Annotated in this window: 18 protein-coding genes and 1 pseudogene; 5 read left to right on the top strand and 14 right to left on the bottom strand. The window is 72.5% G+C overall.

Annotation, left to right across the window (positions count from 1 at the left end; genetic code table 11):
* Positions 1 to 57 precede the first annotated feature (57 nt).
* Complete coding sequence (locus AIIKEEIJ_RS10610) at positions 58 to 528, top strand: peroxiredoxin (RefSeq protein ID WP_006936968.1); 471 nt, start codon at positions 58 to 60, stop codon at positions 526 to 528.
* A 3-nt stretch (positions 529 to 531) separates the two neighbouring features.
* Here AIIKEEIJ_RS10610 and AIIKEEIJ_RS10605 read toward each other — a convergent pair whose 3' ends face one another.
* The gene (locus AIIKEEIJ_RS10605; protein WP_037200939.1) at positions 532 to 1299 is read right to left on the bottom strand and encodes a dioxygenase family protein; all 768 of its coding nucleotides are present in this window, start codon (positions 1297 to 1299) and stop codon (positions 532 to 534) included.
* 122 nt (positions 1300 to 1421) lie between these two features.
* Here AIIKEEIJ_RS10605 and AIIKEEIJ_RS10600 point away from each other — a divergent pair, with 122 nt between their 5' ends.
* Together AIIKEEIJ_RS10600 and AIIKEEIJ_RS10595 are read left to right on the top strand one after the other, a co-directional pair.
* The gene (locus AIIKEEIJ_RS10600; RefSeq protein WP_050035337.1) at positions 1422 to 2480 is read left to right on the top strand and encodes an NAD-dependent epimerase/dehydratase family protein; all 1059 of its coding nucleotides are present in this window, start codon (positions 1422 to 1424) and stop codon (positions 2478 to 2480) included.
* Positions 2481 to 2559: 79 nt separating this feature from the next.
* A complete protein-coding gene (locus tag AIIKEEIJ_RS10595) occupies positions 2560 to 3054 on the top strand; it encodes a MarR family winged helix-turn-helix transcriptional regulator (RefSeq protein WP_006936971.1) in 495 nt (164 codons plus the stop codon).
* A gap of 51 nt (positions 3055 to 3105) precedes the next feature.
* On the opposite strand, the gene pepN is transcribed toward AIIKEEIJ_RS10595, so the two are convergent.
* Positions 3106 to 5598: an aminopeptidase N gene (gene pepN / locus AIIKEEIJ_RS10590; RefSeq protein WP_065922508.1), complete on the bottom strand. Its 2493-nt coding sequence runs from the start codon at positions 5596 to 5598 to the stop codon at positions 3106 to 3108.
* An 85-nt stretch (positions 5599 to 5683) separates the two neighbouring features.
* Complete coding sequence (locus AIIKEEIJ_RS10585) at positions 5684 to 5863, bottom strand: tautomerase family protein (protein WP_029544072.1); 180 nt, start codon at positions 5861 to 5863, stop codon at positions 5684 to 5686.
* Between the two features lie 122 nt (positions 5864 to 5985).
* On the opposite strand from AIIKEEIJ_RS10585, the gene AIIKEEIJ_RS32555 reads away from it, so the two are divergent.
* Positions 5986 to 6135, top strand: a complete 150-nt coding sequence (locus AIIKEEIJ_RS32555; protein ID WP_006936980.1) for a hypothetical protein — start codon at positions 5986 to 5988, stop codon at positions 6133 to 6135.
* A gap of 72 nt (positions 6136 to 6207) precedes the next feature.
* On the opposite strand, the gene hisI is transcribed toward AIIKEEIJ_RS32555, so the two are convergent.
* From hisI to hisD, 11 genes and pseudogenes are all read right to left on the bottom strand, one after another.
* On the bottom strand, positions 6208 to 6555 hold the full coding sequence (gene hisI / locus AIIKEEIJ_RS10580; protein ID WP_161995603.1) for a phosphoribosyl-AMP cyclohydrolase: 348 nt from the start codon (positions 6553 to 6555) through the stop codon (positions 6208 to 6210).
* Positions 6552 to 7325: an imidazole glycerol phosphate synthase subunit HisF gene (gene hisF / locus AIIKEEIJ_RS10575; RefSeq protein WP_006936998.1), complete on the bottom strand. Its 774-nt coding sequence runs from the start codon at positions 7323 to 7325 to the stop codon at positions 6552 to 6554. Before hisF ends, hisI begins: the two co-directional genes overlap by 4 nt.
* Entirely contained in the window at positions 7322 to 8149 is an 828-nt protein-coding gene (locus AIIKEEIJ_RS10570) for an inositol monophosphatase family protein (RefSeq protein WP_006937000.1), read from the bottom strand. Before AIIKEEIJ_RS10570 ends, hisF begins: the two co-directional genes overlap by 4 nt.
* Before the next feature lie 4 nt (positions 8150 to 8153).
* On the bottom strand, positions 8154 to 8888 hold the full coding sequence (gene priA / locus AIIKEEIJ_RS10565) for a bifunctional 1-(5-phosphoribosyl)-5-((5-phosphoribosylamino)methylideneamino)imidazole-4-carboxamide isomerase/phosphoribosylanthranilate isomerase PriA (protein WP_029544076.1): 735 nt from the start codon (positions 8886 to 8888) through the stop codon (positions 8154 to 8156).
* A gap of 221 nt (positions 8889 to 9109) precedes the next feature.
* Positions 9110 to 9358 (bottom strand): annotated as a pseudogene (locus AIIKEEIJ_RS33980) (hypothetical protein); the annotation flags it as partial.
* Complete coding sequence (gene hisH, locus AIIKEEIJ_RS10555) at positions 9355 to 9990, bottom strand: imidazole glycerol phosphate synthase subunit HisH (RefSeq protein ID WP_029544081.1); 636 nt, start codon at positions 9988 to 9990, stop codon at positions 9355 to 9357. The pseudogene AIIKEEIJ_RS33980 and the gene hisH, both read right to left, overlap by 4 nt.
* 10 nt (positions 9991 to 10000) lie before the next feature.
* A complete protein-coding gene (locus tag AIIKEEIJ_RS10550) occupies positions 10001 to 11140 on the bottom strand; it encodes an MFS transporter (RefSeq protein WP_161995602.1) in 1140 nt (379 codons plus the stop codon).
* Positions 11141 to 11169: 29 nt separating this feature from the next.
* Positions 11170 to 11325 carry a hypothetical protein gene (locus AIIKEEIJ_RS32550; protein WP_006937015.1) on the bottom strand — a complete coding sequence of 52 codons (156 nt, stop codon included), beginning with the start codon at positions 11323 to 11325 and terminating at the stop codon, positions 11170 to 11172.
* Positions 11325 to 11957 carry an imidazoleglycerol-phosphate dehydratase HisB gene (gene hisB / locus AIIKEEIJ_RS10545; protein WP_029544085.1) on the bottom strand — a complete coding sequence of 211 codons (633 nt, stop codon included), beginning with the start codon at positions 11955 to 11957 and terminating at the stop codon, positions 11325 to 11327. The genes AIIKEEIJ_RS32550 and hisB overlap by 1 nt, the downstream gene beginning before the upstream one ends.
* Entirely contained in the window at positions 11954 to 13078 is a 1125-nt protein-coding gene (locus AIIKEEIJ_RS10540) for a histidinol-phosphate transaminase (protein ID WP_006937022.1), read from the bottom strand. The genes hisB and AIIKEEIJ_RS10540 overlap by 4 nt, the downstream gene beginning before the upstream one ends.
* Positions 13075 to 14466 carry a histidinol dehydrogenase gene (gene hisD / locus AIIKEEIJ_RS10535; RefSeq protein ID WP_065922507.1) on the bottom strand — a complete coding sequence of 464 codons (1392 nt, stop codon included), beginning with the start codon at positions 14464 to 14466 and terminating at the stop codon, positions 13075 to 13077. Before hisD ends, AIIKEEIJ_RS10540 begins: the two co-directional genes overlap by 4 nt.
* A 130-nt stretch (positions 14467 to 14596) precedes the next feature.
* Between hisD and AIIKEEIJ_RS10530 the strand changes: the two genes are divergently transcribed.
* Entirely contained in the window at positions 14597 to 14980 is a 384-nt protein-coding gene (locus AIIKEEIJ_RS10530) for a helix-turn-helix domain-containing protein (protein ID WP_029544089.1), read from the top strand.
* Positions 14981 to 14991: the final 11 nt, after the last annotated feature.

Genomic DNA, 14991 nt, shown 5'->3' with positions numbered 1-14991 from the left:
GCGCCCATCATCCCAGGGCCTGCCGCGGCGGGCGCGGCCGCGGTAGCGTCGCCGGACATGAGAGCCGGTGACATCGCCCCCGATTTCACGTCGAGCGACCAGGACGGCCGTCCGCGGACGCTGTCCGCGCTGCTGGCGGACGGGCCGGTGGTGCTGTTCTTCTACCCGGCCGCGTTCACCCCGGTCTGCACGGCCGAGGCGTGCCACTTCCGGGATCTGGCGGCCGAGTTCGCCGACGTCGGCGCCACCCGGGTCGGGATCAGCACCGACCCGGTGGACCGGTTGGGCGCGTGGTCGACGCGGCAGTCGTTCGACTACCCGCTGCTGTCCGATCCGGACGGCGCGGTGGCGGCGCAGTTCGGGGTGCGCCGGGGGCTGCTCGGCCGGCTCTCGCCGGTCAAGCGGACCACCTTCGTGCTGGACACCGACCGCACCGTCCTCGAGGTGATCGCCAGCGAGGTGCGCCCCGGCGTGCACGCGGATCGAGCGCTCGCGGTGCTGCGGGCCCGGCGCGCGAGCCGGGACTGACGGTCAGTCCACCTGGACGGAACGCTTGGCCAGGCCCATCCAGAACCCGTCGATCACCTGCCGGGGCGCCTGCTCCGGGTCGCTCGACGCGCCGAGGGTGACGAACAGCGGGGCGAAGTGCTCGATCGTGGGGTGGGCGTACGGCATGCCGGGCGCCCGGGTGCGGAAGTCGAGCAGGCCGTCGACGTCGCCGGCAGCGAGCCGCTCGGCGGCCCAGGCGTCGAACTCGGCGGACCAGCCGGGCGCGACGGCCTCGGGGCGCGGGTCGCGCAGGAACGGCAGGCCGTGCGTGGTGAAGCCGGAGCCGATGACGAGCACCCCCTCCTCCCGGAGCGGGCGCAGCCGCCGGCCGAGCGCGAGCAGGCGCTGCGGATCGAGGGTGGGCAGCGAGATCTGCAGGACCGGGATGTCCGCGTCCGGGTACATGACGGTGAGCGGCACGTACGCGCCGTGGTCGAGACCGCGGTGTGGCTGCTGCACGACCGGTTCGCCGTCGGGCATCAGCGCGGCCACCTTGCGTGCGAGGTCGGGGGCGCCGGGCGCGGGGTAGGTGACCTCGTAGAAGCGGCGGGGAAAGCCGCCGAAGTCGTACACGAGCGGGGTGCCGGTGGTGGTGGCACCGATGGTCAGCGGCGCGGACTCCCAGTGCGCGGAGACCACGAGGATCGCGGTGGGGGTCGGCAGGTCGGCGGCCCAGCGTTGCAGCTGCGCCACCCACGTCGCGCTGTCGACCAGGGGCGGTGCGCCGTGGCTGAGGAACAGGGCGGGCATGGGGCTCACACGGACTCCTAAGGTTGAAGCTTCAACAATACTACCCGATACAGCACCGGCACCGTCCGAAATGTTCCCGGCCTGCGGGGATGGATCGGCGCGGGCGCGGGTATCCGCCCCCCATGACCGGAACAGAGGGCCTGAAGGTGGTCGTCACGGGCGCGACCGGAAACGTGGGCACCAGCGTCACGGCGGCGCTCGGCGCCCAGGACGCAGTCGGATCGGTGGTCGGCATCGCCCGCCGCCCCACCGACTGGCGCTGCCGCAAGACCGAGTTCGTCGTCGCCGACGTCGCCGACGACGACCTGCACGAGCTGCTGCGCGACGCGGCGGCCGTCGTCCACCTCGCCTGGCTCTTCCAGCCCACGCACAAACCCGAGATCACCTGGCGCAACAACGTGCTCGGATCGATCCGGGTGTTCGAGACCGTCGCCGAGGTGGGCGTGCCCACCCTCGTCCACGCGTCGTCGGTCGGCGCCTACTCGCCGGGACCGCAGGACGAACGGGTCGACGAGCGCTGGCCCACCCACGGCTGGCCCGGCGCGGCGTACCCGCGGGAGAAGGCGTACCTCGAACGCTGGCTCGACACGTTCGAACTGCGGCACCCCGACATCCGGGTGGTCCGGATGCGTCCCGGATTCCTCTTCAAGCGCGAGTCCGCGACCGCGCAGCGCCGGTTGTTCGCCGGGCCGCTCCTCCCCGGCCGCCTCGTCCGGGCCCTGCCGGTCGTCCCCCGAACCGCCGGACTGCGGATGCAGGTCCTGCACACCGACGACGCCGCCGACGCCTACGTCCGGGCCGTGCTCCGGCCGGTGCGGGGCGCATTCAACCTCGCCGCCGAACCCCCCGTCGACGCCGAGGTCCTCGCCGAGATCCTCGGCGCCCGCACGGTGCCCGTCCCGCCGGCGGCGCTGCACGCGGCCGTCGCCGCGGCCTGGCACGCACGGCTCGCCCCCGCCTCCCCCGGCTTGGTCGACACGGTGCTGCGGCTGCCGCTCATGGACTGCACCCGCGCCCGCACCGACCTCGAGTGGATTCCCCGGTTCTCGCCGAGCGCCACCCTCGAGGAGTTCCTCACCGGGCTCCGCGACGGCGCCGGGCTGCCGACACCGCCGCTGGCGGAGGACAGCGTGGGCCGCCGGCTGCACGAGGTCGCCACCGGCATGGGACAGCGCCCCTGACCGCCCGCCCCGACGGACGCCCGGCGTCCCGCGCCGGCCGTCCCGATAGGGTGGACGATCGAGAAAGGACGGTGCATCAGTGGGTTCCGCACAGATCGACGACACCGAGTGGCTGACCGCATCCCAGCAGCGGGCCTGGCGGAAGCTGGTGGCGCTGATCACCCGCCTGCCGGCCGCGCTGGACACGCAGCTGCAGCGCGACTCCGCGCTCACCCACTTCGACTACTCGGTCCTCGCCGAGCTGTCCGAGGCACCCGAGCGGCGGCTGCGGCTGTCCGAGCTGGCACAGCTGTCGAACGCGTCGCTGTCCCGGCTGTCGCACGTGGTGACCAAGCTGGAGAACGCCGGATGGGTGTGCCGCCGGAGCGTGCCCGGCACGCGCGGCTCGTACGCGGTGCTCACCGACGCCGGCATGACCAAGCTCGTCGAGGCGGCACCCGGTCACGTCGCGACCGTCCAGGCCCTGGTGTTCCAGGGCCTCGACGACGATCAGGTCGCCGCGCTGACCGACCTCGGTACCGCGCTGCTCACCCAGCTCGACAAGGGCATCGCCGCCGGTACCGGGAAGGCCTGACCGGGCAGGGTGCACCCCCGCTGTGGCCGCGGCCGCTCACCCGTCGAACCCTCACCCGTTGAAACCCTGGGCCCGCAGATCGCGGGCCAGATGGTCGCGCTGCTCGATCACCAGGCGCCGCAACGCCGCCGGGGCGTCGGCGTGCGCGTCGAGCCACCGGTCGCACGGCCCGAGCGTGTTTCCGGCGGGGAACAGACCGACCACGATCCGGCGCGCGATCTCGATGCTGCGCTCGGACCACACCGCCCGGAGCGCGGCGAAGTAGTCGTCGTCGTACGGGGCGATCAGATCCCGGTGCGCCCCGGCCCGGAACCCCGCGATGGTGGCGTCGAGGTGCTCGTTCGACAGCGCCGTGTCGGAGAAGACCGCACTCCAGGCCTGCGCCTTGACCGCGGCGAGCGGTCGCGCGGCCAGGGCGCGCAGGTGCGCGGTCCGTCCGGAACCGGTGTCGTCGCGGGCGAGTTCGCCGTCGAGATCGGCCGGCTCCGCGTGCCCGGTCGCCGCCAGCGCGGTCCACATCTGCCAGCGCAGATCCGGGTCCAGCGGCAGCCCCGCGGGTGCCGGACCGGTGCCGTCGAGGATCGCGCGCAGGTCGGCGGCGTGGGCGTCGTCGACAGTGGCGGCCGCGGCGACCGCGCGGGCCCAGGCGAGCTGCTCACCCGATCCCGGGGTGGCGGCGCACACGGCCGTCCATGCCGCCTCGAGCCAGACGCGACGCTGCCGGGACCGGCTCGCGGCGGGCAGAAAGTGCTCGATCGCGTAGGGTGCGTTCGCCAGCAGTGCGGCCAGCAGGGCCGGATTCGGTTCGGCCACCGCGAATCCGCGGACCATGGACAGGTACCGCGCCGCGGTCAGCTCGCTGTCGCGGGTGGCGTTCCACAACGCCGACCAGATCAACCCCCGGGCCAGCGGGTCGACGACACGATCGAGCGAATGCTCCACCGTCTCCAGCGACCGCGGGTCGAGCCGCACCTTGGCGTAGGTCAGGTCGGCGTCGTTGAGCAGGATCAGCGGCGCGGCCGCCGACTCGATCGGTGTGCGCTCGGCCTCCAGGTCGACCTCGACCCGCTGCCGGCAGACCAGGTCGCCGGCCTCGTCGAAGTCGTAGTGGCCCACAGCCAGCCGGTGGGGCCGCGCCGGCGTCTGGACGATCGCGGACCGTCCCTCCCCCGCGTCCTCGAGCATCAGGGTCGACACGCCGGTGGTCTGCAACCAGGCGCGCGCCCACCCCGAGAGGTCTCGTCCCGAGGTCGCCGACAACTCGGTGAGCAGATCGGCGAGGGTGGTGTTCCCGAAGGCGTGCCGGCGGAAGTAGCGCCGTGCACCCTCGAAGAAGGCGTCCCGCCCCACGTACGCGACGAGTTGTTTGAGGACTCCCGCGCCCTTCGCGTACGTGATGCCGTCGAAGTTCAGTTTGGCGGCCTCGAGGTCGACGATGTCGGCGACGATCGGGTGGGTCGTGGGCAACTGGTCCTGCAGATAGGCCCAGGCCTTGCGCCGGTTGGCGAAGGCGACCCAGGCGTCGGTCCACTCGGTGGCCTCGGCACTGACCAGCGAGCCCATGTAGTCGGCGAACGACTCCTTGAGCCACAGGTCGTCCCACCACTTCATGGTGACGAGGTCCCCGAACCACATGTGGGCCATCTCGTGCAGGATCGTGTTCGCGCGGGCCTGGTACTGCGCGGCGGTGGCGGCTCCGCGGAACACGTACGCCTCGGTGAAGGTGACGCACCCGGGGTTCTCCATGGCACCGAGGTTGTATTCGGGGACGAACACCTGGTCGTACTTGCCGAACGGGTAGGGGTAGCCGAAGTGGTCGGCGTAGAAGTCCATTCCCTGCCGGGTCACTTCGAAGATCGTGTCGGCGTCGAGGTACCGCGCCAGGGAGGCGCGGCACAGCACGGCGAGCGGCACCGCGAGTTCGTTCCGGCTCCAAGAAGATTCGGCGTGGTGGTACGGGCCCGCCACGATCGCGGTGATGTAGGTGGAGATCGGCAGCGTCGGTGCGAACACCACCTTCTGCGCGTCGCCGATCGACTCGCGTTCGGCGACATGCTGATTGGACAGCACCTGCCATTTCGCCGGGGCGGACACGACGAACGTGAACGGCGCCTTCAGATCCGGCTGCTCGAAGCACGCGAACACCCGTCGCGCGTCCGCGGGTTCGTACTGCGTGTACAGGTAGGTCTGCCCGTCGGCCGGATCGACGTACCGGTGCAGGCCCTCACCGGACCGGCTGTACTCCGCGGCGGCGACGACGGTGACGACGTTGTGCTCACGCAGGCCGCTCAGCGCGATGCGCGCGCCGTCGTAGCGGACGGGCACCGGCTCGCCGTTGAGCACGACCGACTCGACGCCGGCGCCGAGGAAGTCGAGCCACGTCGCGTCCGCGGCTGCCGTGAACTCGACCGTCGTCGTGGTCGCGAAACAGGCGCTCCCGGCATCCGGGGCGCCGCGCAGGTCGAGTTCCACCCGGTAGCTGCGGACCGTCACCGCCCGGGAACGCTCGGCGGTTTCGGCTCGGGTCAGATTCGCGGACGCCATACGCCGATCCTGCCAGGATCCGCTCGCCGAGATCGACGGCCGGCAGCGCCCGTCGCGGGGCGCCCTGTCCCGGGGGCGGTGCACCTCACCCGAGCGGGACACCCCCGACGCCCCACTGCTCCCGCGGCACCTCGGTGATGGTCACCCACACCGACGTCGCATCCTTGCCGGTTGCCTCGGCGTAGGCCTTGGTCACCGCCTCGATGGTGGCGCGCTTCTGTTCGACGGTGAGACCGGGGGTCTGGCTGATCTGGATGAGCGGCATGGGGAGATTGTGCCGCACCGCCGACGGAGCGGGCACCGGGAGGTGTAACGAAACAATCCGGTCGGTCGATTTGGTTCACGACCACGGTTCACGACCTGCCTCGCCTCTCGGAAGGATGCAGCATGGGATCCTCGGAACTGTTCACGGAGTTCGTCGGTTGGGCCGCAGAAGGTTTCCTCACGGACGATCCGATCCGGTCGGCCATCGGCACCGTCGTGTACCTCGGCCTGGGTCTCTGGAGCCTGCTCACCGGCGCGCCGATCGTCATCTGACGCCCGCGACACCGCCGGTGCATCCTTTGGGCGGCTGGAGCCGCCCAAAGGACGCACCGGCGCCGAAGGCGCCTATTCGCCGGCAAGCAGGACGTCGGCATCGAAGCACGTGTGGGTGCCGGTGTGGCACGCGGCCCCGACCTGGTCGACGACGAGCAACACCGTGTCGCCGTCGCAGTCGAGCCGCACCTCGTGCACGTACTGGGTGTGGCCGGAGGTCTCGCCCTTGACCCAGTACTGTCCGCGCGAACGCGAGAAGTAGGTGGCGGTACGGGTCTCGAGGGTACGTGCGAGCGCCTCGTCGTCCATCCACGCCATCATCAGCACCTCGCCGGTGGCGCGTTCCTGGGCGATGGCGGCGAACAGCCCCGCCTCGTTGCGCTTGAGCCGCGCCGCGATCGCCGGATCCAGCCTGCTCATCGCACCTCGATCCCCTCGGCGCGCATCGCCGCCTTGACCTGCGGGATGGTGAGTTCCCCGAAGTGGAACACGCTGGCCGCGAGGACCGCGTCGGCGCCGGCGTGCACGGCGGGGGCGAAGTGCTCGACAGCTCCCGCGCCGCCGCTGGCGATCACCGGCACGTGCACCGCGGCGCGCACCGCCTGGATCATCGGCAGGTCGAAGCCGGACTTGGTGCCGTCGGCGTCCATCGAGTTCAGCAGGATCTCCCCCACGCCGAGTTCCGCGCCGCGGCGTGCCCATTCGACGGCGTCGATGCCGGTGCCGCGGCGTCCGCCGTGCGTGGTGACCTCCCATCCCGACGGGGTGTCCTCCTCGCCGTCGGGCACGGTGCGGGCGTCGACGGACAGCACGATGCACTGCGACCCGAACCGCTCGGACATCTCGCGCAACACCTCCGGGCGGGCGATGGCGGCGGTGTTGATGCTGACCTTGTCCGCGCCGGCCCGCAGCAGCCGGTCCACGTCCTCGACGGTGCGGACGCCGCCGCCGACGGTGAGCGGGATGAACACCTGCTCGGCGGTGCGGCTGACCACGTCGAGCATGGTGCCGCGATCGCCGCTCGACGCGGTGACGTCGAGGAAGGTCAACTCGTCCGCGCCCTGCAGGTCGTACGCCGCGGCGAGTTCGACGGGATCACCGGCGTCGCGCAGGTTCTCGAAGTTCACCCCCTTGACGACGCGGCCGGCGTCGACGTCCAGACACGGGATCACCCGGACTGCCAGGGTCATGGAATTCGGTCCTCCTCGGGGACGGGACCGGGAAGCGATCCCACGATGTCGAGTATCTCCTCGTGCACGCCGGGGGCGCCGGCGACCACAGAGCCGGAGCCGATGCGCCAGGGCTTGCCGGCGAAGTCGGTGGCGAGACCACCGGCCGCCCGCACCAGGGCCACGCCGGCGGCGTTGTCCCACGGGTGGTGCCCGAAGACGACGGCGGCGCCGAGCACCCCGGCCGCCGTGTACGCCAGGTCCACCCCGGTGGAACCGTGCATGCGCAGGCGCGACACCCGGCGGCTCAGCTCGGTGATGACCTCGAGCCGGCGCCGGCCCGGGATACGCCCGCGGCTGTCGATGTCGAAGCTGCCCACGCCGACCATCACGTCCGCCAGCGCCGCCGGCTGCAGCGGCGGCTGGGGACGACCGTTGCGCAGCAGCGGCCCGTCCGCGGCGGCCGCGAACCGGTCGCCGACGAACGGCAGCCAGGTCAGCCCGAGGATCGGGTCGCCGTCGCGGACGAGTGCGAGCAGGATTCCGGCGGTGGGCAGCCCGGCGGAGTAGTTGACGGTGCCGTCGATCGGGTCGAGCAGCCACACCGTGCCCGAATCGGCTTCGGGACCGCCGAACTCCTCACCGTGCACGGCAATGCCCGTGCGCCGCTCCAGTTCCGTGGAGATGCGCCGTTCGAGTTCGAGGTCGAGGTCGGTGGCGAAGTCGTTGGGCCCCTTGTTCACCGAGCGCGGCGCGCCGCGACCGGCGACGAAACGCTCCGACGCCGCGTCGAGCACCTCACCGGCGACGGCGAGCAGGCTGGACAGATCGGCGGGCGCGGTCATCGGATCAGCGTGAGACCGCGTCGAGGGCCTCGGTGAGCGTGAACCGGCCCGCGTACAGCGCCTTGCCGACGATGGCGCCCTCGACGCCCCGGTCGACGAGGCCGGCGATCGCCCGCAGATCGTCGAGGGCGGACACGCCGCCGGAGGCGACGACGGGAGCGTCGGTGGCTGCGCAGACCTGGGCGAGCAGATCGAGGTTGGGGCCGGTGAGCGTGCCGTCCTTGGTGACGTCGGTGACGACGTAGCGGCTGCAGCCGTCGCGGTCGAGCCGCGCGAGGACTTCCCACAGGTCGCCGCCGTCGGAGACCCAGCCGCGGCCGCGCAGGCGCCACTGCCCGTCGATGAGCTTGACGTCGAGCCCGACGGCGATGCGGTCGCCGTACTCGGCGATGGCGCGGGCGCACCAGTCGGGATCCTCGATGGCGGCGGTGCCGAGGTTGACGCGAGCGCACCCGGTGGCCAGCGCCGCCTCGAGGGACTCGTCGTCGCGGATCCCGCCGGAGAGCTCGACCTTCACGTCCAGTTCGCCGACGACCTCGGCGAGGAGTTCGCGGTTGGAGCCGCGTCCGAAGGCGGCGTCGAGATCGACGAGGTGCACCCATTCGGCGCCGGCGTTCTGCCACTCGAGGGCGGCGTCGCGGGGAGAGCCGTAGCTGGTCTCGCTGCCCGCCTCTCCCTGGACGAGGCGAACTGCTTCACCGTTGGCGACATCGACTGCAGGCAAAAGGACCAGGCTCACTGCGCCCATGCTAGTGGGTCGCGGCGGTCGCGGAGAACCGGCCCCGACGGTCACCCCGCACCGTCGCCGCGCGGCGTGTCGTCACCGTCGCCGCGCGGCGTGTCGTCACCGTCGCGGCGCGGCGTGTCGTCACCGTCGCCGCGCGGCGTGTCGCTGCCGTCGCGGCGCGGCGTGTCGTCACCGTCGCGGCGCGGCGTGTCGCTGCCGTCGCGGCGCGGGGTGTCGTTGCCGTCGGGACCGAAGGCGCGGCGCGTCGTCCGGGTCGAGACGACGCCCATCGCGGCGATCGCGCCGGCCACGCCGGCGAGGGCGACGATCAACCCGACGACGGGCCCCGGTCGCAGCACCACGATGACGACGGTGGCGAGCAGGAGCACGCCCGTGGCGGCGCCCAGTGCCGTCAGCGCGAGCCGGCCGAGCGAGAACTCCGGCCGGGCCGGGTCGTCGCCGCCGGCCCCGCCGCGGTTCACAAACTGCCGACCCAATTGCGCAGCAGCTCGGCCCCCGCGTCGCCGGACTTCTCGGGATGGAACTGCGTCGCAGACAACGGGCCGTTCTCGACCGCGGCGAGGAACCGCCCGCCGTGCTCCGCCCAGGTCAGCGCGGGCGGAGCGAACAGCTCCGACGGCGGCAGCTCCCACTTCTGCGCGGCGTAGGAGTGCACGAAGTAGAACCGGGTGTCGCGGTCCATGCCGGCGAACAGCACGCTGTTGTCGGGGGCCTCGACAGTGTTCCAGCCCATGTGCGGCAGCACCGGCGCGTCGAGACGTTCGACGGTGCCGGGCCATTCGCCACATCCGTCGGTCTCGACACCGAATTCCACGCCCTTGTCGAAGAGGATCTGCATGCCGACGCAGATGCCGAGCACCGGGCGGCCGCCGGCGAGTCGCTGCCCGATGATCCGGTCCCCGCGCACCGCCTTCAGTCCCGCCATGCACGCCGCGAACGCGCCGACGCCGGGCACGACCAGGCCGTCGGCGGCGAGCGCGACCTGCGGGTCGGCGGTCACCTCCACCTGCACGCCGGTGCGCGCCACCGCGCGCGTCGCCGAATGCAGATTGCCGGAGCCGTAGTCGAGGACGGCGACCTTGGTTGCGCTCATGGGCTCGATTCTATGGGGCCGCGGCGGGCCGCTCCGACGGCCCGGCGATCCGGGCGAGCAGCGGCAGGATCGGCACGAGCAGCGCGGCGGTCGCGAACGCGGCGGGATAGCCTGCGACGGTGGCGATCCCGCCGAGCAGCAGCGATCCGGCCCCGGTGCCCGCGTCGAAGCCGATGTTCCAGGCGGCGCTCGCGGCGCCGACATGGGCGGGCCCGGCGCGACGGAACGCAAGCATCAGGGCGTCGTTCTGCACGACGCCGAAGCCGAGGCCGAATGCCACCGCCGCACCGAGCAGGACCGCCGCGCCGCCGCGATCGTCCGCGGCGAGCGCGAACGGCACCATCGCCACGGCGGCCAGGCCGAGCCCGGCCGGCAGGAGCCGGCCCGCGCCGATCCGGTCCGCGACCGCACCGGCGCCGTAGCGGCCGACGAGGGTGGACGCGCTGATCAGCGCCAACGCGAGCGCCACCTGGCCCGAGGCCGCGGGCACGGCGATCGACAGCAGCGAGGTGAGGCCGCCGTAGGCGACGGCACCCGCGGCGATCGCCACCGCCGGCAGGGCCAGAGCCCGCAGCGGCGTGCGGGTTCCGGCCGCGCCGGTCTGCCGGGTGACCACCTGCGGCAGGCGCGCGATCGCGACGAGCGCGAGCGTGGGCACCGCCGCGCCGAGCACGAACACGGGTGCGGTGGAGGCCCGCTCGGCGACCGCCAGTCCGAGCGGCAGTCCGACCATCTGCGCCGCGGCGATCGCGATGCCCTGTGCGCCGGTGGCGCGGCCGAGCAGCCGGGCGGGCGCGAGCTCGGCCACGAGGGCGGCGCTGGCCACGGTGATCATGCCGAAGCCGATCCCGCGCACCGCGGAGGTCGGCAGCACCACAGCCGGGTGCAGCGACAGCAGGAGCAGCAGCGACGGCAGGCCCAGCAGCAGGCATCCGGCGGCGAGCACGGGCCGGTAGCCGCGGGCCCGCACCAGGCGCGGCACCGCCGGTTGGGTGAGCACCGTCGCGCCCATGAACACCGCCGTCACCGCGCCGGCGAGGGTGCCGCTGCCGCCGGCGTCGGCGACGGCCCGGGGCACTACGGGCAGCAGCAGGGAGAACCCGGCGAACGCGCCCGCCGCCATCGCCCAGGCGGCGGGCAGCCCCGGCACCGCGAACAGGCCCGGCCGATCCGACGACGTCAGAGCAGCCTCAGCACGCCGGCGATCGCGGCGAGCAGGGTCAGCGCCAGCAGCACCCCGGCGAAGAGGGTGTTGCCGCCCCGCCACGTCGACCAGGTGCCACCCGCGGCGAGGCCGGCGAGCATGAACAGGCCGTACGTCAGGACGACGTCCACTACAGGGTGCCCTTGGTCGACGGCACGCCGCTGACCCGGGGATCCGGTTCGACGGCCTGGCGCAGCGCCCGCGCGACGGCCTTGAACTCGGCCTCGGTGATGTGGTGCTGGTCGCGGCCGTAGAGCACGCGTACGTGCAGGGCGATGCGGGCGTGGAAGGCGAGGGATTCGAACACGTGCTTGTTGATCACGGTCGAGTACGGCACGCCGGGGTAGCCGCCGATCACCGAGTGCACCATGTAGTCCGGTTCGCCGGTGTGCACGCAGTAGGGCCGGCCGGAGACGTCCACCGCCGCGTGCGCGAGGGTCTCGTCCATCGGAATGAACGCGTCGCCGAAGCGGCGGATGCCCCGCTTGTCCCCGAGCGCCTGATTCAGCGCCTGACCGAGGACGATCGCGGTGTCCTCGACGGTGTGGTGCGCCTCGATCTCGATGTCGCCCTGGGCGCGCACGGTCAGGTCGAAGCTGGCGTGCTGACCGAGCGCGGTGAGCATGTGGTCGTAGAACGGGACACCGGTGGTGATGTCGGTGCGGCCGGTGCCGTCGAGGTTCAGCTCGACGACGATGGACGACTCCTTGGTGGCACGCTCGATCCGCGCGGTGCGCGGGGTGGGGGTGGTCTGCTCGCTCATCGCCCGTCCTCGATCTCGGTGGCGGCGAGCTTCTCGCTCACCCGTAGCAGTTCGTCGTTCTCGTGGGCCAGGCCCACGGTGGTGCGCAGGAACCCGGGGATACCGACGTCCCGGATCAGCACACCCTCGTCGAGGTAGCGCTGCCAGGTCGCGGCGGCATCGGCGAAGCGCCCGAACAGGATGAAGTTCGCGTCCGAGGGCACCACGTGGTAGCCGAATCGGGTCAGCTCGGTCGCGATGCGGTCGCGTTCGGCGCACAGCCGCGCGACCGAGCCGAGGGTCTCGTCGGCGTGCCGCAGCGCGGCCCGGGCGGCAGCCTGGGTGATCACCGACAGGTGGTAGGGCAGCCGCACGAGCAGCAGTGCCTCGACGAACGCGGGCGCGGCGGCGAGGTAGCCGAGCCGGCCCCCGGCGAACGCGAACGCCTTGCTCATGGTGCGCGAGACGATCACCTTGGCCGGGAACTCGTCGATCAGCGCGAGCGCGCTGGGGGCGGCGGAGAACTCGGCGTAGGCCTCGTCGACGATCACGATGCCGGGCGCGGCCGCGCAGATCGCGCGCAGCTCGTCGAGCGGGATGCTGTGCCCGGTGGGGTTGTTCGGGCTGGTGACGAACACCACGTCGGGTTGCTGCCGGCGGATCGCGGCCACCGACGAGTCGAGGTCGAGGGTGAAGTCCTCGCCCCGGTAGGTCGGCAGCCACTCGGTCTGGGTGCCGTCGGCGATGATCGGGTGCATCGAGTAGGACGGCACGAATCCCATCGCGGATCGGCCCGGCCCGCCGAAGGCCTGCAGGATCTGCTGCAGGATCTCGTTGGACCCGTTGGCGGCCCAGACGTTCTCGACGCTCACGCCCACCCCGGTCTGCCGGGTCAGGTAGGCGGCGAGGTCGGTGCGCAGCGCGACGGCGTCACGGTCGGGGTAGCGATGCAGCTGCGCGGCGGCCTCGCGCACCGACTCGGCGACGTCGTCGATCAGGGCGCGGGTCGGTGGGTGCGGGTTCTCGTTGGTGTTGAGCTGCACCGGCACCGTCAGCTGCGGCGCACCGTAGGCGGACTTGCCGCGCAGGTTCTCCCGCAGCGGCAGGTCGTCGACGGTGATGCCGGATCCCGGGGCGCTCACTGCAGGTCCTCGAAGCGCAGCCGCACGGCCTCGCCGTGCGCGGGCAGGTCCTCGGCGGTGGCGAGGGTGATCACGTGCCCTGCGACGTCCTCGAGCGCCTCGCGGCTGTACTCGACGACGTGAATGCCGCGCAGGAACGTCTGCACGCTCAGTCCGGACTGGTGCCGGGCGCAGCCGGCGGTGGGCAGCACGTGGTTCGAGCCGGCGCAGTAGTCACCGAGGCTGACCGGCGCCCAGGGGCCGACGAAGATCGCGCCCGCGGCCCGTACCCGCGCGGCGACCGCGGAGGCGTTCTCGGTCTGGATCTCGAGGTGCTCGGCGGCGTAGGCGTCGACGACCTTCAGGCCCTGGTCGAGGTCGTCGACGAGGACGATCCCGGACTGGCTGCCCGACAGCGCGGTCCGTACGCGTTCGCGGTGCTTGGTGAGCTCGAGCTGGGCGGCGACGGCGGCGTCGACGGCGTCGGCGAGCTCGGCGCTGGTGGTGACGAGGACCGACGCGGCCATGACGTCATGCTCGGCCTGGCTGATCATGTCGGCCGCGACGTGGACCGGATCGGCGGTGTGGTCGGCCAGGATCGCGATCTCGGTGGGGCCGGCCTCGGCGTCGATGCCGACGACGGCGCGGCACAGGCGCTTGGCGGCGGTGACGTAGATGTTGCCCGGGCCGGTGATCATGTCCACGGGCGCGAGTTCGGCGTCGTCGACGGCGGTGCCGTCCGGTGTCACGACGGCGGTGCCGTCCGGTGTCACGACGGCGGTGCCGTCCGGTGTCATGTCGGTGCCGCCGTAGCTGAGCAGCGCCACGGCCTGGGCACCGCCGACGGCCCACACCTCGTCGACGCCGAGCAGGGCGGCAGCGGCGAGGATGGTCGGGTGCGGCAGGCCTCCGAAGTCCGCCTGCGGCGGGGACGCGACGACGAGCGACTCGACGCCGGCGGCCTGGGCGGGCACCACGTTCATCACGACCGACGACGGGTAGACGGCGTTGCCGCCGGGCACGTACAGCCCCACCCGCTCGACCGGCACCCAGCGTTCGGTGACGGTGCCGCCGGGCACGACCTCGGTGACGGTGTCGGTGCGGCGCTGGTCCTGGTGCACCGTGCGGGTGCGTTCGATCGCGACGACCAGCGCCGAGCGCACGGCGGGATCGAGTTCCTCGAGGGCCCGGTCGAGTTCGGCCTTCGGCACCCGCACGCGGTCGGGGCGCACCCCGTCGAACTTCTCGCTGTAGTCGAGGGCGGCGGCGGCGCCTCGGTCGCGCACGTCCTCGACCACGGGCCGCACCTGATGCAGCACCGCGTCCACATCCACTCCGCCGCGGGGCAGCGCGCCCCTCAGCTCCGCAGTGGTGGGGGTTCGACCACGCAGGTCGGTGCGGGCAAGCATGAGGTGTCCTCTCTCGCGAACGGGGGTCCGTTCCATTATCCGTGATGGCGGCGATCGCCCTCGACGGCAGTCCCCGAACGCGCCGTCCGTGCGCCTCGGGGCGGCCGGCGGCCGGACCTATGCTGACCACATGGAGGACGATGTGTCGCACCCCCCGACGTTGGGGGAGCTGATCCGCCGGCAACGTGAGCTCGCCGAGTTGCCCATGCGGCAGCTCGCCGCGATGGTGGGGATCTCGAACCCGTATCTGTCGCAGATCGAACGGAACCTGCGGGCGCCGAGCGAACGCGTGCTGCAGGCCATCGCCGAGCAGCTGCATCTGTCGGCGGATGCGTTGACGGCCGAGGCGGGGCGGCCGGATCCGGGAGAGTCCGCGGTGGTGCACGCGATCCGGGAGGATCCGGATCTGACGAACGCGCAGCGGCGGTCGCTGGTGGAGATGTACGAGGCGTTCCGGGAGGTGACCGTGGGTAAGCGGCGCCGGGGTGCGCGCTCCGACGACGATGCGGAGTGAGTAAGGTCACA

Source organism: Rhodococcus sp. YH1, assembly GCF_009939605.1.
GTDB lineage: Bacteria > Actinomycetota > Actinomycetes > Mycobacteriales > Mycobacteriaceae > Rhodococcus > Rhodococcus aetherivorans.
The sequence above is the reverse complement of the archived record's forward strand: the minus strand, read 5'-3'. Positions and strand labels throughout refer to the sequence as shown.